The 25,091-nt window shown below is 38.8% G+C and carries 24 protein-coding genes and 1 pseudogene; 17 read left to right on the forward strand and 8 right to left on the reverse strand.

What is annotated here, in order from left to right; all coding sequences use genetic code 11:
* Positions 1 to 169 precede the first annotated feature (169 nt).
* From MSBRW_RS01780 to MSBRW_RS01795, 4 genes are read left to right on the forward strand one after another with little or no spacing between them, the layout of a single operon-like run.
* Positions 170 to 1,222 (forward strand): class II glutamine amidotransferase, encoded by a 1,053-nt coding sequence (locus MSBRW_RS01780; protein ID WP_011305694.1) that lies wholly within the window; start codon positions 170 to 172, stop codon positions 1,220 to 1,222.
* A complete protein-coding gene (locus MSBRW_RS01785; RefSeq protein WP_011305693.1) occupies positions 1,219 to 2,730 on the forward strand; it encodes a glutamate synthase-related protein in 1,512 nt (503 codons plus the stop codon). Before MSBRW_RS01780 ends, MSBRW_RS01785 begins: the two co-directional genes overlap by 4 nt.
* A 5-nt stretch (positions 2,731 to 2,735) precedes the next feature.
* Entirely contained in the window at positions 2,736 to 3,479 is a 744-nt protein-coding gene (locus MSBRW_RS01790; protein ID WP_011305692.1) for a GltB/FmdC/FwdC-like GXGXG domain-containing protein, read from the forward strand.
* Positions 3,480 to 3,485: 6 nt separating this feature from the next.
* A complete protein-coding gene (locus MSBRW_RS01795; RefSeq protein WP_011305691.1) occupies positions 3,486 to 4,520 on the forward strand; it encodes a Coenzyme F420 hydrogenase/dehydrogenase, beta subunit C-terminal domain in 1,035 nt (344 codons plus the stop codon).
* 343 nt (positions 4,521 to 4,863) lie between these two features.
* Here MSBRW_RS01795 and MSBRW_RS01800 read toward each other — a convergent pair whose 3' ends face one another.
* Both MSBRW_RS01800 and MSBRW_RS21660 read right to left on the reverse strand, forming a co-directional pair.
* Positions 4,864 to 5,274: a hypothetical protein gene (locus MSBRW_RS01800; RefSeq protein ID WP_011305690.1), complete on the reverse strand. Its 411-nt coding sequence runs from the start codon at positions 5,272 to 5,274 to the stop codon at positions 4,864 to 4,866.
* A gap of 304 nt (positions 5,275 to 5,578) precedes the next feature.
* The gene (locus MSBRW_RS21660) at positions 5,579 to 5,734 is read right to left on the reverse strand and encodes a hypothetical protein (protein ID WP_155398087.1); all 156 of its coding nucleotides are present in this window, start codon (positions 5,732 to 5,734) and stop codon (positions 5,579 to 5,581) included.
* A gap of 300 nt (positions 5,735 to 6,034) precedes the next feature.
* Between MSBRW_RS21660 and MSBRW_RS01810 the strand changes: the two genes are divergently transcribed.
* Positions 6,035 to 7,741 carry a M28 family metallopeptidase gene (locus tag MSBRW_RS01810; RefSeq protein WP_011305689.1) on the forward strand — a complete coding sequence of 569 codons (1,707 nt, stop codon included), beginning with the start codon at positions 6,035 to 6,037 and terminating at the stop codon, positions 7,739 to 7,741.
* Between the two features lie 700 nt (positions 7,742 to 8,441).
* Here the strand turns inward: MSBRW_RS01810 and MSBRW_RS01815 are convergent.
* Both MSBRW_RS01815 and MSBRW_RS01820 read right to left on the reverse strand, forming a co-directional pair.
* On the reverse strand, positions 8,442 to 9,374 hold the full coding sequence (locus MSBRW_RS01815) for an ABC transporter ATP-binding protein (protein WP_048102540.1): 933 nt from the start codon (positions 9,372 to 9,374) through the stop codon (positions 8,442 to 8,444).
* Complete coding sequence (locus tag MSBRW_RS01820; RefSeq protein WP_230670087.1) at positions 9,374 to 9,889, reverse strand: ABC transporter permease subunit; 516 nt, start codon at positions 9,887 to 9,889, stop codon at positions 9,374 to 9,376. Before MSBRW_RS01820 ends, MSBRW_RS01815 begins: the two co-directional genes overlap by 1 nt.
* Between MSBRW_RS01820 and MSBRW_RS23150 the strand changes: the two genes are divergently transcribed.
* Entirely contained in the window at positions 9,780 to 10,007 is a 228-nt protein-coding gene (locus MSBRW_RS23150) for a hypothetical protein (protein WP_230670190.1), read from the forward strand. The genes MSBRW_RS01820 and MSBRW_RS23150 overlap by 110 nt on opposite strands.
* 112 nt (positions 10,008 to 10,119) lie before the next feature.
* Here MSBRW_RS23150 and MSBRW_RS01825 read toward each other — a convergent pair whose 3' ends face one another.
* Positions 10,120 to 10,497: a hypothetical protein gene (locus MSBRW_RS01825; RefSeq protein ID WP_011305686.1), complete on the reverse strand. Its 378-nt coding sequence runs from the start codon at positions 10,495 to 10,497 to the stop codon at positions 10,120 to 10,122.
* An 83-nt stretch (positions 10,498 to 10,580) separates the two neighbouring features.
* Positions 10,581 to 11,309, reverse strand: a complete 729-nt coding sequence (locus tag MSBRW_RS01830; RefSeq protein ID WP_011305685.1) for a hypothetical protein — start codon at positions 11,307 to 11,309, stop codon at positions 10,581 to 10,583.
* Positions 11,310 to 11,857: 548 nt separating this feature from the next.
* Here MSBRW_RS01830 and MSBRW_RS20705 point away from each other — a divergent pair.
* The 4 genes from MSBRW_RS20705 to MSBRW_RS01850 all read left to right on the forward strand — a co-directional run bounded on the left by MSBRW_RS20705 (position 11,858) and on the right by MSBRW_RS01850 (position 15,971).
* The gene (locus MSBRW_RS20705) at positions 11,858 to 12,319 is read left to right on the forward strand and encodes a hypothetical protein (RefSeq protein ID WP_011305684.1); all 462 of its coding nucleotides are present in this window, start codon (positions 11,858 to 11,860) and stop codon (positions 12,317 to 12,319) included.
* Between the two features lie 48 nt (positions 12,320 to 12,367).
* A complete protein-coding gene (locus MSBRW_RS01840) occupies positions 12,368 to 13,084 on the forward strand; it encodes a winged helix-turn-helix transcriptional regulator (RefSeq protein ID WP_048102537.1) in 717 nt (238 codons plus the stop codon).
* A 421-nt stretch (positions 13,085 to 13,505) separates the two neighbouring features.
* Complete coding sequence (gene tnpA / locus MSBRW_RS01845) at positions 13,506 to 13,988, forward strand: IS200/IS605 family transposase (protein ID WP_011305682.1); 483 nt, start codon at positions 13,506 to 13,508, stop codon at positions 13,986 to 13,988.
* 207 nt (positions 13,989 to 14,195) lie between these two features.
* On the forward strand, positions 14,196 to 15,971 hold the full coding sequence (locus tag MSBRW_RS01850; protein ID WP_011305681.1) for a M28 family metallopeptidase: 1,776 nt from the start codon (positions 14,196 to 14,198) through the stop codon (positions 15,969 to 15,971).
* Here the strand turns inward: MSBRW_RS01850 and MSBRW_RS01855 are convergent.
* A complete protein-coding gene (locus MSBRW_RS01855) occupies positions 15,958 to 16,320 on the reverse strand; it encodes a hypothetical protein (RefSeq protein ID WP_048102534.1) in 363 nt (120 codons plus the stop codon). The two genes, MSBRW_RS01850 and MSBRW_RS01855, sit on opposite strands and share 14 nt — an antisense overlap.
* On the opposite strand from MSBRW_RS01855, the gene MSBRW_RS01860 reads away from it, so the two are divergent.
* Together MSBRW_RS01860 and MSBRW_RS01865 are read left to right on the forward strand one after the other, a co-directional pair.
* On the forward strand, positions 16,319 to 16,615 hold the full coding sequence (locus tag MSBRW_RS01860) for a hypothetical protein (protein WP_011305680.1): 297 nt from the start codon (positions 16,319 to 16,321) through the stop codon (positions 16,613 to 16,615). The genes MSBRW_RS01855 and MSBRW_RS01860 overlap by 2 nt on opposite strands.
* Before the next feature lie 10 nt (positions 16,616 to 16,625).
* Complete coding sequence (locus tag MSBRW_RS01865) at positions 16,626 to 17,375, forward strand: winged helix-turn-helix transcriptional regulator (protein ID WP_011305679.1); 750 nt, start codon at positions 16,626 to 16,628, stop codon at positions 17,373 to 17,375.
* 182 nt (positions 17,376 to 17,557) lie between these two features.
* Here MSBRW_RS01865 and MSBRW_RS01870 read toward each other — a convergent pair whose 3' ends face one another.
* Positions 17,558 to 18,751, reverse strand: coding sequence for a M24 family metallopeptidase (locus MSBRW_RS01870; protein WP_011305678.1), 1,194 nt, complete (start codon positions 18,749 to 18,751; stop codon positions 17,558 to 17,560).
* Between the two features lie 544 nt (positions 18,752 to 19,295).
* On the opposite strand from MSBRW_RS01870, the gene MSBRW_RS01875 reads away from it, so the two are divergent.
* The 5 genes and pseudogenes from MSBRW_RS01875 (at position 19,296) to MSBRW_RS01895 (ending at position 25,041) form a co-directional block, all read left to right on the forward strand.
* The gene (locus MSBRW_RS01875) at positions 19,296 to 19,835 is read left to right on the forward strand and encodes a DUF2284 domain-containing protein (RefSeq protein ID WP_011305677.1); all 540 of its coding nucleotides are present in this window, start codon (positions 19,296 to 19,298) and stop codon (positions 19,833 to 19,835) included.
* 302 nt (positions 19,836 to 20,137) lie between these two features.
* Positions 20,138 to 20,845, forward strand: coding sequence for an NADPH-dependent F420 reductase (gene npdG, locus MSBRW_RS01880; protein ID WP_011305676.1), 708 nt, complete (start codon positions 20,138 to 20,140; stop codon positions 20,843 to 20,845).
* A gap of 114 nt (positions 20,846 to 20,959) precedes the next feature.
* Positions 20,960 to 21,868 (forward strand): annotated as a pseudogene (locus MSBRW_RS01885) (transposase family protein).
* 817 nt (positions 21,869 to 22,685) lie between these two features.
* A complete protein-coding gene (locus tag MSBRW_RS01890) occupies positions 22,686 to 23,447 on the forward strand; it encodes a class I SAM-dependent methyltransferase (protein ID WP_011305675.1) in 762 nt (253 codons plus the stop codon).
* A gap of 19 nt (positions 23,448 to 23,466) precedes the next feature.
* Positions 23,467 to 25,041 carry an ABC transporter substrate-binding protein gene (locus MSBRW_RS01895; protein ID WP_011305674.1) on the forward strand — a complete coding sequence of 525 codons (1,575 nt, stop codon included), beginning with the start codon at positions 23,467 to 23,469 and terminating at the stop codon, positions 25,039 to 25,041.
* Positions 25,042 to 25,091 lie beyond the last annotated feature (50 nt).

Genomic DNA, 25,091 nt, shown 5'->3' on the forward strand with positions numbered 1-25,091 from the left:
CTTAGTTAAATATCCATAAATTATGGAAATTGATAATAAGTTACCCCGAAATCCAGTTTATCAGCTGGCAAGTTTTTTGAACTAATTCTCAAAAATGAGCCACGGAAATAATTCAGAAAATTATTGGTGAATATTACATTCATTCCTATCCATTTTTAGAGTGATCAAAATGTGTGGAATAATAGGCTTTATAGACCGAACAAAGTCCAGAATGGACGGGTCGAGCATAAAAGCCGCCCTCAGCCTCATGAATGAAAGAGGCAGTGGAGACGGGGCAGGCTATGCCGCATATGGAATTTATCCGGAATATGCAGACTACTATGCTCTTCATGTTTTCTTTGACGATCTAGGTGAACCAAAAAAGAAGGTAGACGAACTCCTCCAGCAATCGGGAGAAATTGTTCACCAGGAAGAAATCCCGACCACCCCCCAGCCGGGCATAAAGAAAGTACACATTCCATGGAGATATTTCTTTAAGCCCTCAGAAGACCTGATGTCTGGGAAAATGGCTTCTGAAAAAGATGTTGTCACTTACCTAGTCATGGAAGTAAACTCCAATGTAAAAGGAGCTACAATCTTTTCCTCCGGGAAAAATATGGGAGTCTTCAAAGCTTCCGGCTGGCCTGAAGATGTGGCAAACTTTTACAGAATTGAAGATTACAAGGGATATATTTGGCTTGGTCACAACCGTTATCCCACAAACTCTCCGGGTTGGTGGGGAGGCGCCCATCCTTTCAACCTGCTTAACTGGTCAGTAGTGCATAACGGAGAAATTACCTCATATGGCACAAACCAGCGTTATGTTGAAGGATACGGATACAAGTGCTCCCTGTTTACTGATACGGAGGTTGTAGCCTATTTGTTTGACCTGCTTGGAAGACAGCATGGGCTTTCATATGAAATGGTTGTCAAGGCTCTTGCCCCTCCTTTCTGGGACGATATTGATCGGATGCCTGCAAAAGAAGCAGAGTTGAACAAAGCAGTTCGCCTTACTTATGGATCTGCCCTCATGAATGGACCTTTTGCAATCGTAGTCGGGACAGAGAATGGTATTGTTGGTTTTACTGACAGGATTAAACTGCGTCCTCTCGTAGTTGGTGAGAATGGAAACCGGCTTTACATATCCAGCGAAGAATCAGCAATAAGAGTACTTGACCCCGAAGTTAAGAAAGTATACACACCCAGGGCAGGAGAACCAATTATAGGGAGGTTTATTGAATGACTCTTGGAAGTGTGCCCTCAAAATTTAAGGTCAGTATTGACCGTGACCAATGCATGGACTGCGGGCGCTGTATTGAAAACTGTTCTTATGGCGTGTACAGGAGAGAAGGCGACAAAATTCTGATCGAATCCAGAAAATGTACAGGCTGCCTTCGCTGTGTTGCCATGTGCCCAAGGGATGCAATTACGCTTACAGAGAAACCTATAGATTACCGCAGCCACCCCCTCTGGACCAGAGAAGTCAGAGAGGATATTATTAAACAGGCTCGCAGTGGCAAGATTATCCTTTCAGGAATGGGAAACGCCAGGGATTTGCCAGTTGTCTATGACCGCCTTCTCCTTGACGCCTGCCAGGTTACAAACCCGAGCATTGACCCCCTGAGAGAACCAATGGAACTCAGGACTTACATTGGAAAGAAGCCATCCAAACTCAACTTCAGAAAGACCGAAAGTGGTGACGTAGAGCTCGAAACAAAGCTTGCTCCAAATCTTAAGCTTAATACTCCTATTATGATCGGACATATGAGTTTTGGAGCTATTAGCCTTAACGCCCAACTCAGTATGGCAAAAGCCGTAACAGAGCTCGGAACCTATATGGGAACAGGAGAGGGAGGGCTGCACAGAGACCTCTACCCTTACCAGGACCACATGGTTGTCCAGGTTGCTTCAGGCCGTTTCGGTGTAAATATTGATTACCTTGAAAGAGGCGCGGCCATTGAGATCAAGATTGGTCAAGGAGCAAAACCGGGTATAGGTGGACACCTGCCTGGAGAAAAAGTAAATGAGGAAGTCTCAAGGACCCGTATGATCCCTGTTGGCAGTGATGCTATTAGCCCAGCTCCTCACCATGATATTTACAGTATTGAAGATCTTGTTCAGCTTATTAGAAGCCTGAAAGAAGCAACCGAATGGAAGAAACCGGTCTTTGTTAAGATTGCAGCCGTGCATAACGTGGCTCCAATTGCTGCTGGTATCGCCCGCTCCTCTGCAGATGCAGTAGTAATTGACGGATTCCGCGGTGGGACCGGAGCTGCTCCCAAAGTATTCAGAGACAATGTTGGAATTCCAATTGAAGTTGCAATCGCGAGCGTTGATCAGAAACTCAGGGAACAGGGCGTAAGAAACGAGATATCAATTATTGCAAGCGGCGGAATAAGGAGCAGCGCAGACCTTGCAAAGTCAATTGCTCTCGGAGCAGATGCTGTTAATATCGGGACTGCTGCCCTTGTTGCTCTGGGCTGCAGAGTCTGTGGCAATTGTTATAGAAACCTTTGTCCCTGGGGTATTGCTACCCAGCGTCCAGAGCTTGTGAGCAGGCTTGATCCTGAGAGAGGGGCAGTTCAGGTCTCAAATCTTATTAAGGGTTGGACTTACGAACTCAGTGAACTTATGGGTGCTGCAGGAATCAACAGTATAGAAAGCCTGCGTGGCAATAGAGATCGTCTGCGTGGGTATATGCTGGATGAAGAAATGCTTAAAATCCTTGACGTATTGCCAGCAGGAGCCTGATTGATATGAAGACGGTAAAAATTGATGCCAGAGGTATGCACTACACCCCCTTAAACCAGAAAATCAGGGCTGCGGTTGCGGATGGAGCAGAGGAAATCATACTCGACAATATACTCGGGCAGCGCTTTATAGGAGATGGGCTTAGAGGCAATGTCCGCATCATAGTCAATGGGGTTCCAGGAGGAGATCTGGGAATGTTCATGAGCGGGCCGACCTGTATTGTACATGGGAATGCCGAACATGCTCCGGGCAACACAATGGATAAAGGAATGCTCGTGATTCATGGAAGTGCAGGAGATGCAGTTGCCCACAGCATGCGAGGAGGAAAAGTCTTTATAAAGAATAATATTGGCTACCGTGGCGGCATCCACATGAAACAGTACGACGTGGAAGCCAGACCTATTCTTGTTGTAGGTGGCACAGCCCACTCCTTCCTCGGAGAGTATATGGCAGGTGGCCTGGTGCTCGTGCTTGGTATTGGCAAGGATAAAGCCATGACAGATAGGGGTATCGGAAGCGGAATCCACGGTGGAGAAATTATTCTCCGTGGGGAAGTGGACGATTTCTTACTTGGAGTAGGAGCCAAGAAATTCAAGTTTACCGAAAGTGATCTTGAACGTATTGCCCCAACTATAAAGAATTTCTGCGAGCAGTTCGGATATGATCCTGCGGAGTTCCTGGACACCAACTACACAAAGATCGGACCTGCAAGCAGCCGGCCTTTCGCAAGCAAATATGTATGGGAGTGATCAGAAATGGCAGAACAGAAACCAATTAGCAAAAGTTACCTTGACCTTAAGTCGAAAGTCTGGGACGAAGGTCTTTGCTCAGGCTGCGGGGCCTGCATTGCAGTCTGCCCTGCTGATGCTCTATACTTCGAAACAGGCGGCGATTCCACACATCCGAAGAGCAATAATTACTGCAAAGCTGCGGTTGACGATGTTCCATGCGGAGCCTGTTACGAGGTTTGTCCGAGACTCGAAGAACAGCCTTCAAGCCTTCTCGGAGATTACCTTGAAATTACTGCTGGAAAAGCCGAGTTTGATATTCCGAAAAAGCAGAGTGGAGGAGCAGTAACAGCAATTCTTGCAAACGCCCTGGATACAGGCCTTGTAGATGCTGTAGTTACGGTTACGGAAGATCCCTGGACCCTCAAGCCTCACTCAATGGTAATAACCAAAAGTGAAGCTCTTGTCGGTCAGGCAGGAAGCCGTTACAACTGGTGGGTTCCTCTTGTTTATTCCCTTAAGGAAGCGGTTGTAAACAGGAAGTACAGGAACATTGCAGTCGTTGGAGTCCCCTGCGTAGTTCAAGCAGTTCGCAAAATGCTTGAAACCGACAACCAACTTGTGGGCCCATACAAAAAATCCATTCGCTTTGTCATGGGGCTTTTCTGCACGGAAAGTTTCGACTACGAAAAACTTATTGCAGGCAAGCTGAAAAGCGAGTACGCTCTCGAACCCATGAAGGTTTGCCGCATTGACGTTAAGGGCAAGCTCGAAATCACCCTCGATGACGGTACACAGTATGTAATTCCCCTTACCGAACTTGAGGATACTACTCGCCCAGGCTGCAGTGTCTGTACGGACTTTACCGCTCTCAAGGCTGATATTTCAGCCGGCTCAGTTGGAAGCCCTGACGGCTACACCACTCTTGTTGTCCGTACTATTGTAGGACAGCACATTCTTGAAAGCGCAGTTGCTAACAAGAAATTGAGCGTTGGCGGTGAAGTAAACTTAGGGATCATTGAAAAGCTTGCAAAAAAGAAGCTTGCAAGAAAACCGGAATGAAACTACTTCAAAATATTTTTAGATGGAGCTAACAAACTCCATCTATCTTTTTTATGTTCTTTATTTGCAAACCTGGATTATGTTTATAATCATTCCCCAGGGGATTTACTATTTGAGGTAATTTCCATAACCGTTTCAAGTATTATCCCTTCTTCTTCGTCAACTAGGAAATCTACTTTTCTGACTGTATCCTCAAAGCCGGAGCGCACCCGGGTTCGGCGTAACCTTCAGGAGTTGGATGACAGGAATAAACCACGCCTACAATCGTTGCTCCTTCCCGGATGATAACATGGACAAAAGGAAAAAAGTTTCAAAGCGAAATCATTTCAGAACAAAACACCTTTTAAACAACAATTGTCCCTATAATTATCGGAGTCTCATTATCCCAATATAGATGTATAGTAGCGGTGCTCCAGCGATTCAGAGATACTGAAGTTGTTTCCTCTGCAGAACCGGTGTCTAATATAATTCTAAATGTATACTCTTTCGATTCAAAAGAACTTCTCAGATTAGACGGTTTTTCTTTTGATACTGATTCGTTTGGATGAAGTTTGTATGATTCTTTGAATACAGAGTCATTATCAGAATCCAATATTTCAACAGATATTTCATGGGTCCTGACATCATAATTTGTTAATTCAAAAAAATTAGGTAAAGCCGTACCGCCCAGAAGAAATATCAATGCATAATAACCCACAATTGCAATTATAGGTATGATCAGCAAGATGAGAAGTATTTTTCTGGTATTTTGCATTTGAAATTCCTCTATAACAGAAGGAGATTAGTAAATCTCCTTTTTAGCCAGTATTCGTTTTGTGGATAATTTTTGTTACTCTGTGAATATACTCCTGTTGATTTCTCGGATACTATTGATTGGCAATTTTGTAGTACGATCAATCAACATTTTTATACCGAGACTATCCCAAACCAATTTTATTCCCATCTCAATAAGAATTTCAGAACCTTTTCCAAAATAAGGGACTTTAATTATTATTTGAAAGTGAATATTTTTGAGTCGAATATTGAATTTTGGGATTTGCTCATGTAGAACTGAAGACTCAGTTGTATATGCCATTATTTACTGTATTTCCACAGGATTCTTTGCTGTCATGTAGATTACTCCTGTTCGTTTTCCAGGAGGCAAGAATCGAATTTTTAAGTACCATTAAAATCAGTATGTTCCTGCCTCCGGGAACGACGAGGTTCAAATTCACTCTGGGACATCCATTTAAACCCCCACAAACTACTTTTGATTAACTGTTTATATGTTTTATGACCAGATCATCAAACAATCAAGATATACATTTAAAATGTGACAATTTTTTCAGGTATTATTACATTATATGACTGATTGTTTGATACTCTGGAGAGAAATTATAAATAAACATAAAAAAATAGCATCATACTGACCCTTTCCGTATGCAAATTTCAGCCTGTCTGGTGGATGTAACATAACGTTGATTACTAATTATTTGTTGATTTGGAAGGATTAATGAAGAGGGGTTTGGAGATACATGATTGATATTAAAAATATTACACATTACATATTTTCACATACATATCTTATAATTTTTTTAATATTATTAGTACCTTCCTCAACAGCTATTGCACTCTCTAATAACATATCTTCCGATTTCAATATTCATTATAATAACACGTCAGTTACGCTTGATGTTTCAGAGACAGGGCTTGAAAACTCAACCCGAACAATATCTTCCTTTGGGGAAAGAAAAATAGGAAGTCAGAACGCTGCAGAAGCCTCTCTATTTATAAAAGAGGAGATGGAAAAGGCAGGCCTGCAGGTTTCTCTGGACAATTTTTCCGCGCGGGTACGTACACGGGACTTCAATTACTGGAATGTAAGCGGCACAAACGTAGTGGGGATTAAAGAGGGAAACGACCTTAAAGACGAGATAATTCTTGTAACCGCTCATTATGATTCAAGAATAATTGTACGTCCAGAATCAGGTTTACGAGATATTTTTGATTCTGAGATAAGAAAGCCCTATCTCTGGCCAGTCTGGTCCGATACTTACGTTTGCGAATCGGCCAACGGAACCGGAGCGGATGACAATGCCGGAGGGGTGGCTTGTATGCTTGAACTTGCAAGGGTCTTGCAGAATGAGTCTTTTGACAGGACAATATATTTCATTGCTTTTTCCGGAGAAGAATACAATCTTCTTGGCAGCCAGGCCTGGGTTGAAGCCCATTCTGAGTTGGAAAATGATATTGTTGCAGTTATTAATGTGGATTCTATAGGAAACGAGCCTCTCTACATAGAATATCTTCCCCAGAATGCCTGGCTTAAATCCGTTCTTGAAAACGAGACAAGAGACCTAGGGATCGAAATTCAATGTGAAATTCCGGATTATTCAAGCTTTATTCATCCTTTAATCGGAGGAGATCATGAAATATTCTGGGAAAGTGATATCCCTGCAGTTGCAATTTGCCATCACAACGATAGAAACTTCCACAAGTTAAGTGATACAATTGACAATGTTGATTTTTCGGTTGTCAGGAATGCAAGTGTTCTGACTGCCAAAAGTCTCATCTATCTGGCTAGTCCTGACGAAAATCAGGGTCCTTTTGTCAATATTTCCAATTCACACGTTTCTGGAGACTCTCTTAAACTTATCTATAAAGTATCTGACCCAGAGGCTACTATTAATATCTTTTTTGACAATCAGAACCTGGGAAATCTCCAATCAGGCAGGAATTTTTCACTTCCGGAAGGAGAACATACTATCAAAGTTTTTGCAACCGACTGTTATGGAAACAGAGGCTCTGATAGTATAAATATTGTAAATGAGAAAAACCAAAATAGAAGTTTTGAGCCTCCAAGTCAGGATAAAAAATACTGCGGTAATTATATAATTGGGTACCCAAAAAATTTTGTGGACTCAAATAGAACTCTTTATTTTTATCTGGATAATTTTGGGCCTCTGTATCCAGGGAATCTTTTGATTCTTACTCCAGGAAGTCATAACCTAAAAATATGGTCAGAAAATGAAAACGGAACTGTGTTTATGGAGAATGAAATTTCTGATTTTAGAAAATACTCTATGGAAATGATTGAGATAAATAATCCGATTGCTGATCGTAAAAATCCTCTTCTTTTCCTTTCATGTTTATTTGCAATTTTGGCTATTGTTGCGTTTTATGGGAAGCGGATAAAAAGAAAATTATTGAATCTAAAAGGTTCTAAAGATAAATATAAATAAAGGCGAGATCAGGTTAAAACGATCTATTGGGTGATGATTGTCTTTTTTAATAGATGTCTGGTGCGAGTGAAACAAATGTCTAAGGATTTCTATTAATTATTACAGTTGTTCACAGTTACTTTTTTCTCATGAATGCAAATGTTCCAAATATGATGATAACTCCTAGATTCGGCAGGTCGACATTTCATTTTGATACTTTTTATTGATGGTGATTTTAAAATAATGATCCTTTATTGTGTGCAGTTGTGAGGTTTACATATGATCCAAACATAATCTCTCATACTAAACTTTAATGGAAAAATGGTCAGTGTTTATATGTGTCGTGGGGGTTGAGCTATACGTCAACCAGCTTTAAATCTAATGTATATTTATCAAATGTTCAAAAACGATATCAAGAAAAATATTCAAATTTCTTATGTCGCCTGCCGAATCTAGTGCATTGATTCCAAAGTATGTCAGGTATGAATTTTTTGAAAATCACTGAAAGCACGGAAGACACGGAAATAAGTAGTAAAGGCGTGTTTCTTCTGTGCTTTTAGTGTTTTCCGTGTTTTCCGTGGTTGCAATATCCAAATCGAATCCTCTGCAATCGATTGCGTTTTCCGTGTTACAGAATTCCATGTGACTTTAAAATAATATTTGCGTCATAAGCTGTGATTATTTTCTTATTATGTATGTATTTGAGAATCGATGCACTAGGTTAAAGTTTTATTCCAGTGGCATTAAAAAATACGTCTTCTAATGAAAGAGAATTTTCTATAAGTTTTAAAACCTGACCTCCGCTTTCAACAATTAATCTATTAATTTCCGGTTTGACGTCTGTTTTGGAATTTACGAAAATGTCTAGAGTATTTTTTGCTTTCAATTCGGTTTTTATAACAAACTCTAGACTCTCAATTAAAGAAATCATCTCGGAAGAGAGATTGTAGACCCCAATCGTAATAACTCCATTTGACTCAAGGTGGCGGATCTTTTCAATTGTACTTTCAGCGATAAGCTTGCCTTTATCCAGAATTCCTACATAGGTACAAATCTCCTGTATTTCCAGAAGATTATGGGATGAAAGAAATATCGTGATCCCATTGTTATTGCATTCAAAAAGAATTTGTCGGATTTGCCGGATTCCAACAGGGTCGAGACCATTAGTAGGCTCATCAAGAATCAGTACTTTTGGGCTATTCAAAAGAGCCTGTGCAATTCCTAGTCGTGTTTTCATGCCATGGGAAAAATAGCCTACTTTTTTGAACATCTCATTTCCAAGCCCAACCTGGTTCAGTAAAATCCTTGATTGTTCCAGGCTTTCTTTTTTACTCAGGCCTTTTAATCTCCCGTAATATACCATATGGTTTAAGGCTGTCCGTTCATCATAAAAGCCTGAATCCTGCGGTACCAGGCCCAGAATCTGTTTAACTTTTCCTGATTCGGAAGACAGGTCCATACCATAAACAAAAATTTGTCCTTGCGTGGGTATTGAAAGCCCTGAAAGTAATTTTATTGTAGTTGTTTTTCCGGCACCATTCTGGCCCAAAAAGCCATAAATACTTCCTTTTTCTACATTCAAGGAAAGACTTTCTAGAACTAAGCGAGAGCCGTATTTTTTGGACAGGTTTTTGGTAGAAATAGCTGCAGTAATTAGAAATCCCTCCTTTTAATAGCTACCAAACTCATGGACAAAAAAACCAGTATGTACAGGAACATTGAAAACAGGCTTTCAAAAACCGCAAGGTATCCAGCTTCAACCGGGAAGCCTTTCATGAACTCCATATTTTTAATCCCGTAAAAAAAAGGAGTGATATATTTTAGATAACTTTCATTTCCCTGTGAAATAAAAAATATCAAAATTCCAAGAAAAACTACAGACATTGTAAACGAAATTTTATTGTTTGCAGACAGTGTTGAGATAAATAAAAAAATACTTATGAAGCACCCAAGGTAAAGGCTTGAAGAAATCCAGAACAAAAAGACGTTTTCTAACTGAAAAGAATTACCTGCAGAATATTGATATATCAGGTTTATAAGTGCAATTCCAGTGGAAACGATGATAAATACCAGAAATAGAAAGAAAAACTTTCCTAAGATAAAAGATGATCTGTGGACTTTGGAGATAATATATCTCACCGACCCGGTTTCAGTTTCACTGCTTACGATATCAAAAGATGCTATCAAAGTCATAAAAGGTCCGACAGACAACACCACCAGATATGAAATTGAAGTATATGGGACGCCTTCTGAATTTGAAAATAAAAAGGATATAGAAGTACCATAGTGCAATGCCAGGAAACAAAGAAAAATAAAAATTCCGCCAAAAAGCCATACATATCTACTTTTTGAACCCCTAAATGTTTCATCTTCCCCAATAACCTGTACTTCATAAAAATTCATAATCCTTCATCCTGTTTATTCCTGCTTAGGTTGGAAGCAATAAATGCTCCAAAGAACCCGATTATTGAATAGAAAAAAATCATAATGAGCACAAAGCCGATGAGAGCAGACAAAGCTATACCCCCATATTGTAACGCAAGCTTTCCATCGGAGGTAAACAAAAATACTAAAATCCAGCCAATCAGATTATACATAAATATTGTAAAAAAAGCATACTTCTCCGAGCCCTTGCCTATAGTTTTACCAATCAATGTCCCTACAATAACTGCACCTATAATTCCTCCGTATGTTGGATCAAGCCCTAAAAATTCAAAAAATCCGAATAATACAAGCCCAATCAGTATCCCTATAAACAATAAATTTCCGGTCTTCATAATCTCACATCCCAATAAATATGCCGCTAGCGTCACCATAAGGCAACGATCCATCGAGTATACTTTTAGAAACTGATACTTTGTTAAAACCATGAAAATAACGAATTGTCCTTTCCTTTTTTATTTTCCGGCTTTAAGCTATCAACTTTCCCTTCTCCGTTAGCCATATAATAAGACTCAGCAATCAATTTCTTTAGTTTTGGTGCTTCTTTAGCTAGATTCGTTGTGTTCCTGACTCCATAATAAACTATGAAATAATCATCTCTCCCTTTAAGGAAAGGTTTCTCGTACACTAGAAAGTATCCTGAAGTTTCTGGACTCTTATACCCTGTTGCATTAAAAGCGTAAGGACTATAAATGGGGCTCCAGACGTTTTCAGTTTCACGCCTTTCAATTACTTCTTGAAGTTCTTCACTAATATTCAGTTCCTGATAGAACACATTACCGTTTTCTTCCAGATAACGATAAAGTGTATCTTCTCCTTTTAAGAATTCAGATTCATCGTCAAAGTACCAAACATTTATTAATTCTTCTTCAGAATAGTTTCCTGCATTACAGTAAGGAGAAATCTTTGGAAAAAGTGATGTGCAGCCCTGTTCATTTCCTTGCCAGGCTCCTGGAATGTACCATCCTGGCATACCCTCTGAGGGAGGCAGTCCTGGGCCAATTGGAATAACGTCGAAAATAAGCCATAATCCAAGGAGAGCAATTATCAAAAACACTAAAAGGGCTATCTTTTTATTCAGTTTCTTGTAAAACATTTGCCTGTTCCAATTAAAGAAAATATGATGGGTGATTAAGGTCTCACCCATGTTGCCATAGCTCCAGTCCAGCTCCCAAACGCTAAGTAGTGTACATTACTTGTGTCCCATGTATCATGTAAGTATACGTAATCTTGATTTCCATCATAATATCCTATTCAGGTTACATTATGATCGCCATATGGCTGAGTGTAACTATTACCTGTCCCACCATTTAGCATGCTGAGCACGAAATATTACACCGATTCCAATTTTTTTTCTTAACCATTTGTCTTACTCCTGTTTATTTTTCAGGAGGCCTAACCAGGTAAACTTTTTAAGTGCCTTCAAAACTAACATTTCCTTGCCTCTGGGCACGTGGAGTTCAGGTGAACCTGGAAAGTCTGTTTGAACTCCACTGGACATCTTTTTAAATGTTAATTTTTTGATAGGAATTTTCTTTTATAACTAATTTGTGACCAAATCATCCAACTGAAAGTATACCCAAACTTAAATTTGAGTTCTTTTAAAATTTATAGAGCTATTTGCTATATAATTGAATGATTTTTCCATAAAATTTAAGTAAACTCTTTTGGCACGTATTAACAGGAGAATTTAAAATGTCAAGAAAAATATTATTCATTATATTGATAGCCCTGCTTTTTTTATCCGCAACTACCGCGACAGCAGCTGAAAATGTGGAAAAAGTGAAAACCTCAAGCAACTATACTGTAGTCTCCTCCCCTAGTACTGAAATTGGACTCGCTGACAAAGATATAGGTATTCTGACAGTCTATGATACCATATTTCAGGGAGAGACAAACGTACATGAGAAAAAAGTTAGCAGTGGTTTAAATCTTCTAGTTGTGGATCTTAACTGGAGAGATTCGACTGATTCACTAAGGCTCAGGATATATACTCCTAGCGGCTCATTGCTAGGTTCTTATTATGATAATGCTGATGGAGCAGTTAGCGGTAGGATTCACCTGTATATTAAAAATTCAAATGGAATTGAAGCGGGAACCTGGAAATATCAAGTATACGGGTATAGAGTGGCCGGAAAAGAAGGTTATACGATCTGAATTTGATAACGAAATTACTCAAATTATAGACCAGCTATGTGGAAGGTAATGTTACTTTTTATTCTGGTTCTGAGTGCCGCAGTAGGTATAACCAGTGCAGATACCGGAGGATATACCGTTGGTCCCTGCCCACCCGAAGAGGAGCTCAAAAAATTGGGTGATACCGTTGACATGAGCGGGGCGGACAGGACTCTTACCTTCTGGGAATTTCCCTTGTCATTCAAGGTAGCTTATATATTGGGATACCTGGCTGCTTTCATTTCCTTATTCAAGCTGGCTCCCATAATTCTTGGTCAGATAAGGAGTCTAAGTAAAAATGTTACTCAAAAGAAAATTATTTGTTATGTGCTGAGGAAGCCAGGGTGTACGCCATCTGAAATTTCAAGAAACCTGAAAATTAGCCTGGGATCTATAAGGTATCAGATCAAAGCACTCAAAGCCGAAGAAGAGTTGACTTTAACGAAGGAAGGAAAGTTCACAAGAGTCTTTCAAAATTCCAATGTTTTCACAAACAACGATAAAACAATAATCTCACATCTTAAAGGCAGTACAAGAAAACAAATACTCCTTAATATTCTGGAAAATCCTGAAATTACAAATCAGGAAATCTCAGAAAAACTGAATTTAGACAAAAGCACTACACACTGGCATATAAAAAAATTAAGGGAGGATAATATTATTTTCTCCGAAGTAGAAGGCAAGTTTACAAAATATTTTGTGAACCCGTCTGTGGAGCCGGAGTTGTTGAAATGGCTCAAAATATAAACTTCGAACAGTTTTATTTCAATGTCAGTTTTCTATTAATCGATTAAACATTAGCTTTATACAAGACTTAATTATTCAAAACACAGGAATAAGTCCCGGATTTTCTCCTGTAATAAACTATCCACCTTTAGAAGTTACTATAAAGTATTTTCAATTCCTACCATTCCTATATTTTCAATTCCTTTTTGGGTTCGAGAGCAAATATCATTCCTTCCTGGAGAGGTTCATTGTAATCCTTCTTATTACTATGGGAGCGCAGAGGGTCACGAATACTCTGACCTTTAGGTCGGGGATGAAGTGAACACTCGCTGGCTGTTTTATATTCACATAACTGTCTCAATCATCAGTTCTTTGTAAAATAAAGTTTTTTTGGCACCATAACCACAGGTGGTGCCAGCCACCTATGGCTAGAATGTGATACATGTTGGAACTACGTAGTTTTAGCCATGGCTATGGTCAGATTACCTACCACATCGTGTTGGTACCTAAATATCGATACAGTATATTCTACAACAAGCGGATTAAAAAGGATTGCGAGTTGATCCTCAGCAGTATTTGCATGGAAAAAGGCTACAAAATTCATGCAATGGAAGTTGTAGATGATCATGTTCACTTGTTTCTAGAGTTCCATCCAAGTACTTCTCTATCAGAGGTAATTCAATACTTGAAAGGAGGAAGTTCTTACATACTTTTCAAGCTTCATCCTGAAATGAGAAAACAGTATTGGAGTGGAAGTCTATGGTCAAGTGGAAAGTTCTATCGATCTGTTGGGAATGTAACTGCTGACACAATCAAGCATTATATTAAGGAATCGCAGAGAATAGCGAAAACAGAAGCTCAATCACATAGGTTAAAGAAATCCGGGCAAGGTGGAGTTCGAATAAACCTTCCAGAGAGAATTTGAGCTCCACTGAATATCTTTTTAAATGTTCATATTTTTCTAGGAACTTACTCTTATAATTAATTTGTGACCAAATCATCCAACTGAAAATATAATTAAATCTAAAATTAGATTGTTTTAAGATTTACAAAGCTATTGTGCTGATAATTGGACTATTTTGCCATAAAATTTAAGTAAACTCTATTAATACGTGTTATCTGAGAATTAACAATGTCAAGCAGGATACTTTTCATTACACTGGCAACTTTACTTTTTCTATCTTCCTTTACGGCAGCAACAATTGAAAATCTAGACGAAAGGGAACCATCAAGCAACTATACAGTAACACCGTCATTTGATACTGAAATCGGGCCAGTTAACAAGAATGTAGACGCCCTGGCGGCCTACAGTTTTGATTCCAACATGCAACATAACAACACATCTATATCTTTTGATGTTTCTCAAACCAGGCTTGAAAACTCAACTCGAATTATATCTTCTTTTGGAGAACGAAAAATTGGAAGTAAAAACGCTGCTGAAGCTTCCCTATTTATAAAAGATGAAATGGAAAAAGCAGGCCTGCAGGTTTCTCTGGACAATTTTTCCGCGAGGGTACGTACACGTGACTTCAATTACTGGAATGTAAGCGGCACAAACGTAGTGGGGATTAAAGAGGGAAAAGCTCTTAAAGACGAGATTATTCTCGTAACCGCGCATTATGATTCAAGAATAATTGTACATCCAGAATCAGGTTTGAAGGATATTTTTGATTCTGAGATAAGAAAGCCCTATCTCTGGCCAGTCTGGTCCGACACCTATATTTGTGAATCGGCCAACGGAACCGGAGCGGATGACAATGCCGGAGGGGTGGCCTGTATGCTTGAACTTGCAAGGGTCTTGCAGAATGAGTCTTTTGACAGGACAATATATTTCATTGCTTTTTCCGGAGAAGAATACAATCTTCTCGGCAGCCAGGCCTGGGTAGAAGCCCATCCTGAGTTGAAAGATGATATCGTTGCAGTTATTAATGTGGATTCTATAGGAAACGAGCCTCTTTACGTAGAATATCTTCCCCAGAATGCCTGGCTTAAATCCGTTCTTGAAAACGAGGCAAGGGACTTAGGGATCAAAATTCAATGTGACATTCCGGATTACTCAAACTTTATTCATCCTTTAATCGGAGGAGATCATGAAATCTTCTGGGAAAGTGATATTCCTGCAGTAGCAATTTGTCATCACAACGGTAGAAACTTCCACAAGTTAAGTGATACAGTTGACAATATAGATTTTTCGATCGTCAGGAATGTAAGTGTTCTTACTGCCAAAAGTCTCATCTATCTGGCTAGTCCTTACGAGAATCAGGCTCCATTTGTTAATGTTTCCAATCCAGAGGTCTCTGGAGCCTCATTTGAACTCCTCTATAATGTATCTGACCCAGAGGCTACTATTGACATCTTCTTTGACAACCAGAGCCTGGGAAATCTCCAATCAGGCAGGAACTTTTCACTTCCTGAAGGAAAACATACTATCAAAGTTCTTGCAACCGACTGTTATGGAAACAGAGGCTCTGATAGCATAAACATTGTAAATGAGGAAAAGCAGAACAGAAGTTTTGAGCTTTCCGACCAAGAAATAAAGTATTGCGGCGGGAAATATATAATCGGGTATCCAGAAAATTCTGTGGACTCAAACAGGACTCTTTATTATTACCTAGATGGTTTCGGGCCTCTGGATACGGGAGGTTTTTTAGTTCTTACCCCGTGTAGTCACAATCTAAAAATATGGTCTGAAGATGAAAATGGGGTCCTCTTCATGGAAAATGAAACCTCTGACTTTAATAAATACTCTATGGAAATGATTGAGATAAATAATCCGATTGCTGATCGTAAAAATCCTCTTCTTTTCCTTTCATGTTTATTTGCAATTTTGGCTGTTATTGCGTTTTATGAGAAGCTAATTAAAAAGAGTTTTCTAGGTCAGAAGGATTCTGAAGTTAAGAAGAAATAATTGTGCTATTGGGGTCTCTTCCAAACACATTTATGTTCCCACCCACATTAACTGTATTAGCACCGAGGTCTTTTTCGATAGATACAATTATATACCACTCACCGGGGGAGACATTTTTAGATGAGACATCTAAGTATTTTTCGAATTGATGGAAAGTGTCGTTTGCGACAGGTTGATCATTCTTATCATATAATGTTAGGTGAACATTTCCGTAATCATTCGAATCAAACTCATTGATAAGAAGGCGGACTTCAATATTACTTGCACCCGCCACTACGGGAAAATCCTGTCTGTATTTTTCAGTATGAGGGCCGAGATCCTTATTTACGTTTTCTGAATACAGAAGCATGACAGTTTATGATTCCGTCAGTCAGGGAGAAACAAATCTGCATGGAAAATACGTAGGTAGTGGTCTTACCCTTCTGGCTGTAGATCTTAATTGGGGAGATTCAACAGACTCTCTTCGGCTTAAAATATATACTCCTAGTGGCTCAGCGCTAGGTTCTTACTATGATAACACTGATGGAGTTGTTGACGGGAGAATTCGCCTGAATATTCAAAATTCAAATGGAATTGAACCGGGAACTTGGAAGTATGAAGTATATGGGTACAGGGTGACCGGAAAAGAAGATTATACAATCTGAATTCTCAAACATGATTACTCAATTTATCGCTGCTATGTGGAAGATAGGATTACTTTTTATTCTGGTTCTGAGTACCCTAGGTACTACGAGTGCAGACACCGGAGGATATACCGTTGGTCCCTGCCTACCCGATGAAGAACTTGAAAAATTGGGCGATACTGTTGACATGAGCGGTGCTGACGTAACGTACTCATTCTGGGAATTTCCTTTGTCAATCAAAATCGCTTACATAATCGGGTATTTGACTGTTTTCTTTTCCTTTTTCAAACTGGCTCCCATAATTCTTGGTCAGATAAGGAGCCTAAGTAAAAATGTCAACAAAAAGAGAATTATTAATTATGTGCTGAATGAGCCTGGGTGTACGCCATCCGAAATTTCAAGAAACCTGAAAATTAGCCTGGGATCTATAAGATATCAGATCAAAGCACTCAAAGCTGAAGATAAATTGATCTTAACGAATGAAGGAAAGTTCACAAGAGTCTTTCAAAATTCCAATGTTTTCACAAACAACGATAAAACAATAATCTCACATCTTAAAGGCAGTACAAGAAAACAAATACTCCTTAATATTCTGGAAAATCCTGAAATTACAAACCAGGAAATCTCAGAAAAACTGAATTTAGACAAAAGCACTACTCACTGGCATATAAAAAAATTAAGGGAAGACGATGTCATTTTCTCTGAAGTAGAAGGCAAGTTTACAAAATATTTTGTGAATCCAGCTGTGGAGCCGGAGTTGCTGAAATGGCTCAAATACTGAAACAGCTCAAACATAAACTTTGAGCAGCCTTTTCTTAATGTTTGAAAAAAAGAAAAAAACTAGATAGCTGCAAGGAATACATTAATTATCTAGTTCGTGTTGATTTGTAAAGAGTGTGACTCCTCGTTTTGTCAGTTTTCTATGAATTGATTAAACCTTGGCTTTATAAAGGACTTTATTAATCAAAACATTTGAATCAATCCAGGATTATCTCCTGTAATACACTCTCCACCTTTAGCAGTTACTATAAATGTATTTTCAATTCCTACCATTCCAATGTTTTCAATTCCTTTTTTAGGTTCGAGAGCAAATACCATTCCTTCCTGGAGTGGCTCATCAAATCCTTCAGCAATCACAGGTGTTTCGTCGATTAGTAACCCAACCGCATGGCCTATGAATTTAACTTTGCGGTTGCCAAAACCCATGAAATTCTGCAGAAATTCCGAATCGAGCTTATTCATTATGGTGGTGTAGATCTCCGAGGGTATGGCACCTGGTTTTAACATTGAAGCAGCTTCGTTCTGTATTTCCACACATTTATTATGGGCATCTATGGCGTATTGTGGAAGCGAAGAACCAAACATATATGTGGTAGTTTTATCCGTGTTATAGCCTTCAACACCGCATCCGATATCAATGAATACCAGATCTCCTTTTTTCAGTTTTCTATCACGGCTTCCGATAAGGGGAACTGCAGGGCTCATCCCGTAAATTCCGCCAGGCCCGTTAAAGTAGGAAGGATAAATCGAGCTTTCACCGAAGCAAACATTTCCCAGGACCATCTCGGTATCGAACATTCCAAAACGGCATAATCCGTGATGTCCTTCTTCAACCATAACTGAATATAGTTCGGTTGATAGGTCTACTTCACTCATTCCTTCCTTTAGCATTTCGGGTACAAGATCTTCCAGTACATGCTGGTGAATCCTTCCAGCTTCTCTTGTTAGCGAGAGTTCATATTCGCTTTTTACTGCTCTGACAGCGCAAATTTGAGCGTCAGCAGATTTGACATTCTTAAAAGGGAAGTATTTTTGAAATCTCTGGTACAAAGCTAGAGGAACAACTTCGGTTTCAAGGTATACTGTGTTCGAAAGCCCACTTATACTCTTTGCGGCATCACGGAAACTGTTCATAGGTTTTATATTTGGAAATAAAGACTCATCCAGGGCTCTTTCGTAGCTGCGACGTACCCAGAAAGTTGCTTCTCCATGCTTGGGGATAATCAGCATTCCATCTTGCATCGTACCTGTAAAATAATAAAGATTTATTTTGCTAAAAATAACAGTTATCTCCCATTGGGGATTTGAGATATCCATTCGTTTTCTAAAATTTCTCATCCGGTTTTTCAATTCGGTTAAGGGTACTTTTTTAATCATGTAGATTCCTTTACTAATTATCTGTTATCAATTAAGAGATATCACTTGCATTAGTGAATATGGCAAGAATTTATGAGCAAATATAGATAGTGAGCCTATCCCGAAACTCAGAATTTGATTTTTTTGAATCTTGTATTTGGAACAATCAATTGAATACCTAATCACTAAAATAATCCCAAAAGCTCACGATGATTTAGAATAAAATAGGTTTTGGGATAGGCTCAGTAAATATATGCAATAATTTTTGTTTTTTATAACAAAATTATATTTCTCTCAGTGTTTTTTTTATAAATATATTTCTTGCAATGATTTCTTAAAAGATAAAAAGTAACTTTAGGGCTAGTTAACTTTAGAGCTAGTTAACTTTAGAGCTAGTTAACTTTAGGGCTAGTTAACTTTAGAGCTAGTTAACTTTAGGGCTAGTTAACTTTAGGGCTGGTGAGATCTTAATTCGTTTCTCAAAATGGAATAAATAATTGGAAAGAAAACAAATTAGGACGAAACAAGAAATAGAAACAAAAGGGTTTTTTGAAAAGGGGCTATCATGTTAGGAAAATTTGAAGATCTTGTTGAAAAGGCTTCAGGGTTGGGGCTCAAGGCTTACCTTGTGGATGCAGAAAACATTCCGGTTGAAAACAGGATTGCTCTGAAATGTGCTTACGGCTGCAGAGGTTATGGAAAAAGATTGAGCTGTCCACCTAATATTATATCGGTTGAGGAGTTTAGAAAAATCATCGGAGAGTACAGTAGTGCGCTTCTACTTATCGATGAACGCGATACTTCACAGGTGTCAGATATCCTTGAGGTCTGGGGAGAAATTCGTAAGGACTCCTTCCATAAAATGTTAGAGCTTGAGCAGGAAGCTTTCAGGGAAGGCTTTACTTTTGCGCATCTCCTTAGGCCCGGCTCATGCAATGAATGCGATGTCTGTAATCTTGAAAAATGCATAAAACCAGAATTGAGGCGTTTTGCACCTGAGGCTGTAGGAATAAACCTCCTGAAGACAATGGAAAAGGCAGGAATTGTACTTGAGTTCTGCAAACCTGAGAAAACGATATGTGTAGGAGTCTTACTGCTTGAATGAAAAATTCAAGCAAAAATAAACTACGCTCATTCCAAAATCTTTGCAATGTCTGTTCCGAGTTTATTCTGAGTGTTAAAATATTAAAAGAAATATTAAATGAGAAAAGCGAAATTAATAAAAGAGTTTAACTTTATAGTTCTAGAGAAATATCCAGATTAATGAAAGTAATTATTAAAGTTTGGAATCGCTATGCATAATATTCTAATTTAATTAGCGATCTTAATTTAATTAACAAAGACAGAAAGTACATTACTTCCTGATATATTTTATGGAAAATCTAGCAAACTGGAGGTTTTTTCAAATTGATTTCTGAAAAGTTAAAAATAGCTGTTTTAGGAGGAACTGGCAATATAGGAGAGGGCATGGTGCTCAGGCTGGCCCTTCAAAACCTTATGGCTGAAGGCGTAAAGAACGAAGTAATTATAGGGTCCAGATCCAAGGAAGCTGCCAATGAAGCCGCAAAAAAAGCCATCTCCGAACTTGAAAACTGCGGGTTTGATACGTCTAGGATAACTATCACAGGAAACAGTAACTATGAAGCTGCGCAGGCAGCCGAAGTAATAATTCTTACTATTCGTTTTGACTACATTTTGCCTTTGCTGCATGAGATTCGTGAGGCTCTTGAAGACAAGATTCTGATTACTCCTGTAGTCCCGATGGTAAAGGAAGGAGACCTTTTTGTATATAAACCTCCCGAGGAAGGTTCAGCCGCTCTTGCAATTCAGAAAAATGTTCCGGCTTCTACAAAAGTTGTTGCAGCTTTCCACAACATCCCGGCAAGAAAATTGAGGGATATTGTTAAGTGTAAAGCTGTATACCATGCGCTGGTATGTAGCGATGATGCCGAAGCAAAGAAGCTGGTCATTAAACTTACAGATCATATGGGATGCATGAAACCCCTGGATGGAGGCCCTCTTAAGCAGGCAAATACTATGGAATCGCTTACACCACTGCTGATCAACCTTGCAAAACTTAACGGATTTAAAGATCTCGGGATAAATTTCTCCTAAAAATCTCGGATAAAAAGAGCCGGAAGAACATCGATCAAAAAAATATTGCAAAAAACATGTTTTATCCCGAAATTATTTCGCGTTAACTATGTTATTTGTAATCCCTTATCTTTTGTGAAACTTGACAGGAAAAAGATCCATTGGATCATTGCTCAAAAGTTGAAAGGGGAATCCTCCTATACGATAGCTGAGATCCTCTGGATCCCAGCTCGCCGATTTCAGCAGATCTATAAAGAATACGTTGAAACTGTGGCCAGCTCCCCAAGTTGGCAATAATCTTGGAAGACCAAAGAAGCCATTATCCTCTGACGAAAAGGAATTGATTGATCGAACTTATTTAGATTACAAGTTTGGAGCCTGTGACCTTGAGATTTTCATGAAAGGCAAATATACTCGTAAGATATCTCTTAACAGAATCCATAAATATCTACTCAGCATGAACCTTGTCGGTGAGAACCGAAAAAAGAAACTGAGACGAAAATGGTACAGATATAACATGAACACAGCATGTCTGCTGCACGCATCGATTGGCACGAAAACCCCAGATTAGGCTTGCAGGTCTGTGCCATTCTTGATGAGTCACCAAAAATGAATTGCAGGTGGAGAATATGTTCATGTAACATGGAGAACACCATTAAAGTGATTGATGAACTTGTCAGTGAGTACTGTGACATATGCCTTTTAAGGAAATTATCGTGGAAGTGAATTCAGAGTTCACAGGATCAATAAAGATGGTTCATAGAATAGTGTTTAACTCTAAGACGCATTGAATAACCTGGAATTAAACCAATACTTGCAAGGGTAAGACATCCTCAGACAAACGGAAAATAGAGAAATAGTTCTATACATATTAAAGGTTTAGAGGAGAGTTTGAGTTTTTCGAATAATTCATACAGTGGTTGTAACAAGAGGCTTCATGGAGCCTTGAAACTTGAACAGTTAGAATCATCACAAAGTATATTCTGGAATAGATTACCGGCTGAGGTAATATTCAGAATAAGAGTGAAATTGGTTGAGTTGTGAAAATATATAAAAAGAAAAAAGTTTCAAAGTGTAATTATTTCAGGATAAAACATATAATTTGTTAAAATTTCGTTCTTTGTTAAAATAAATAATCCTCACAAATCTTATCTCTATGTTTTTATCTTCAATCATAGGATTCTATTTCGACCTCACTGTTTTCGTAAATCCTAGATTCGGCAGGTCGATATAAGGAATTTAAATATTTTTCTTGATATCGTTTTTGAACATTTGATAAATTTACATTAAATATAAAACTGGTTAACGTGTGGCTTAACTCCTATATATAAATACTGAATCATTTTTCCATTAAAGTTTAGTATGAGAGATTATGCTTGGATCATATGTAAATCTCACAACTGCACACAATAAGGAATCATCATTTTAAAATCGCCATCAGCAAAAAATCGAAAATGAAATGTCGACCTGCCGAATCTAGGCTAATATATTCATATTATTAATTAAATAATTCGTAGAACTTAATTCAAAGCCGTCACATAATGAAGTCACACAATAAATGTATTAGTTGAGCTCATCCCAAAACTTGAAATTTGCTTCTTAGGCTTTGTATTTCGAACAATCAATAAAGCTCAAGATCATGAAAACAACTTTGAAAAATTTCCAACGATTACTAATAAAGTGTCTTTTGGGATAGGCTCGTTATTAATTCATACCACTGGACTCTTTGTATTACTATTAATAAACATTAATAATACTACTAATAAACATTAATAATACTACTAATAAACATTAATAATACTACTAATAAACATTAGCAATAAAGTGAATTATTTATATTTTTTTATTATTATAACGCCCCATGACTCTTGAAAACAAACAAATCAAAGAACTCATTACAAGCAAATGGGACGAATCTTCAGCTACCTATGACACACAGCATGGGCACAAAGTGAAAAGTCTTGAGGAAGCTGATGCTTGGAAGTCAATGTTCAAAAAGATCATTCCAGAAGGAAAACTTGATGTTCTGGATGTAGGTTGTGGAACCGGTGAGTTAAGCGTTCTTTTTGCAGAGATGGGACATAACGTCACAGGTCTTGATCTTTCCGAGAAAATGATGGAAAAAGGACGCCTAAAATCCATGTCCCAGGGGCTATCCATTAAATTTCTTAAAGGCGATGCCGAAAATCCTCCTTTTGATGAAAAAAACTTCGACGTGGTAATAACTCGCCACCTTCTGTGGACTCTCCCCAACCCGAAAACAGCTGTAAAGAACTGGAACAGAGTCCTTAGAGATGGAGGTTATGCCATAATCGTCGACGGGATCTGGGACGACGGTTCTCTAAACACCCGAGTCAGACGTTTTATAAGCAGTCTTGGAATTCTTATTTTTGAGCAGGCAAATCCATGGAAAGGAAACTATTCTAAAGAACTGGCAGCTTCGCTTCCCAATGCCAGCGGCACTTCACTGGAAGAGTCTAGACAATATCTTAAGAATGCCGGATTTTCAAAAATCGATGCCTATGACATATCTCATATCAGGAAAATACAGAAGCAATATATGTCTTTCTGGAAACGAATCGGGTACAACTACGATTATTACATGCTCTACGGTGAAAAGTAAATTTAAAAGAGGAGGGAATATGTACAGAAAGAAAGCAGGCTCATTTTTGCTTATGGCTGTGCTTATGGTAGTCACAATGGCAATTTCGGGTTGTCTCGATTCAGGTAAAGCCGATATAAGTAATGAAAGTGACGTTAAGGAACTGACAATTGGGGAAATGTGGGACATAGAATCTATTGATCCAGCTGAAGACATGAAGGTAATATGTGAAAAAGCTCTGGTTGTGGAAACTCTTGTGACAACAAATGAGGATTTTTCACTGGCACCAGGTCTTGCAACATCATGGCAGCAGCTTGACAATAATACATGGGAATTCAATCTAAGGAAGGATGTCAAGTTCCATGATGGAACCAATATGACTGCAAAAGATGTAAAATTCTCGTTGGATAGAGCCATTAGCAGGAATGTCAATGTTGCATCAATGTTGAATGTAAAATCTATAGAAGTAAAAGATAACTATACTCTGCTCATAAAAACAGCCAACTTCAATTCGATACTTCCAGCTGTACTTCACTATCCCTGCACTGCAATAATAAACAGGAATTCGGTAGATGAAAACGGGAACCTGGTAAAACCCATAGGCACCGGCCCGTATATGTTCGAGTCATTTGACGAGCAGACCAATGTACTTACAGTTGTTAAGAATAAGAATTGGTGGGGAGGGAAGGTAGGCCTTGATAGAATGGTAATCAAAGGTATGCCAGATCCCAACACAAGAGCAATAGCAATAGAAAGCGGAGAGATCGATTTTACAGTAGATGTACCATACAGTGAAACCGACAGGATTGATGCTCTTGAGGATATTAATGTAGAAAAACACGTGGAACCCAGAGTTTATAAGATAGACGTAAATCTCGCAAAGGACAAGTTAAAAGATACCAGAGTCAGGCAGGCGATCTCTTATGCAATTGACAGGGATAGCATTGTAAAAAATGTACTCTATAATGTAGGCGAACCTGCAGCCGGACCTTTCCTTCCTAACATGGTCTGGGCTAACAAAGACCTTGAACCCTACAAGCAGGACTATAAAAAAGCAGATTCACTTCTGACTGAAGCAGGCTGGATTGACACCGATGGAGATGGGATAAGAGAGAAAGATGGTCAGAAGCTGGAACTTAATCTCATGACATTTTCAACAAGGCCCGGACTTCCCCCAATGGCAGAGGCTATTGCAGCACAGCTAAGTAAAATCGGCATAAAAGTGACACCTGAAGTGCTGGAATACGGTAATATTCTTGAGAGGCAAAAAGAAGGAAACTGGGATCTGAGTCTTGCACCATTTGCCATCGCAATGGTGCCTGATCCTGAATTTGTCCTCACTAACTGGTACAGCACAAATGGTACAGACAATAAGCCAGGATACTCAAATCCTGAAGTCGATAAACTCATAGAAGAAGCAAACGGCATCACCAATCAGGAAGAGAGATATGCGAAATTCAACGAGGTTGAAAAAATAGTATACGAAGAACAGCCAATGATCCTTGTGGCTTATTATGGTTGTGCTATCGTTAAGAAAGATAAGGTAAAGGGTTACACCTTTGACCCAACAGCTCACGACTACCGCATTAATGCCGGGATGTATATTGAGAAATAAACTCTATTTTGAAATGACCGGTAATACCGGTCTTCTTTTTTTCAGGAGGG

Source organism: Methanosarcina barkeri str. Wiesmoor (assembly GCF_000969985.1).
In the GTDB taxonomy this organism is placed as follows: Archaea; Halobacteriota; Methanosarcinia; order Methanosarcinales; family Methanosarcinaceae; genus Methanosarcina; species Methanosarcina barkeri_B.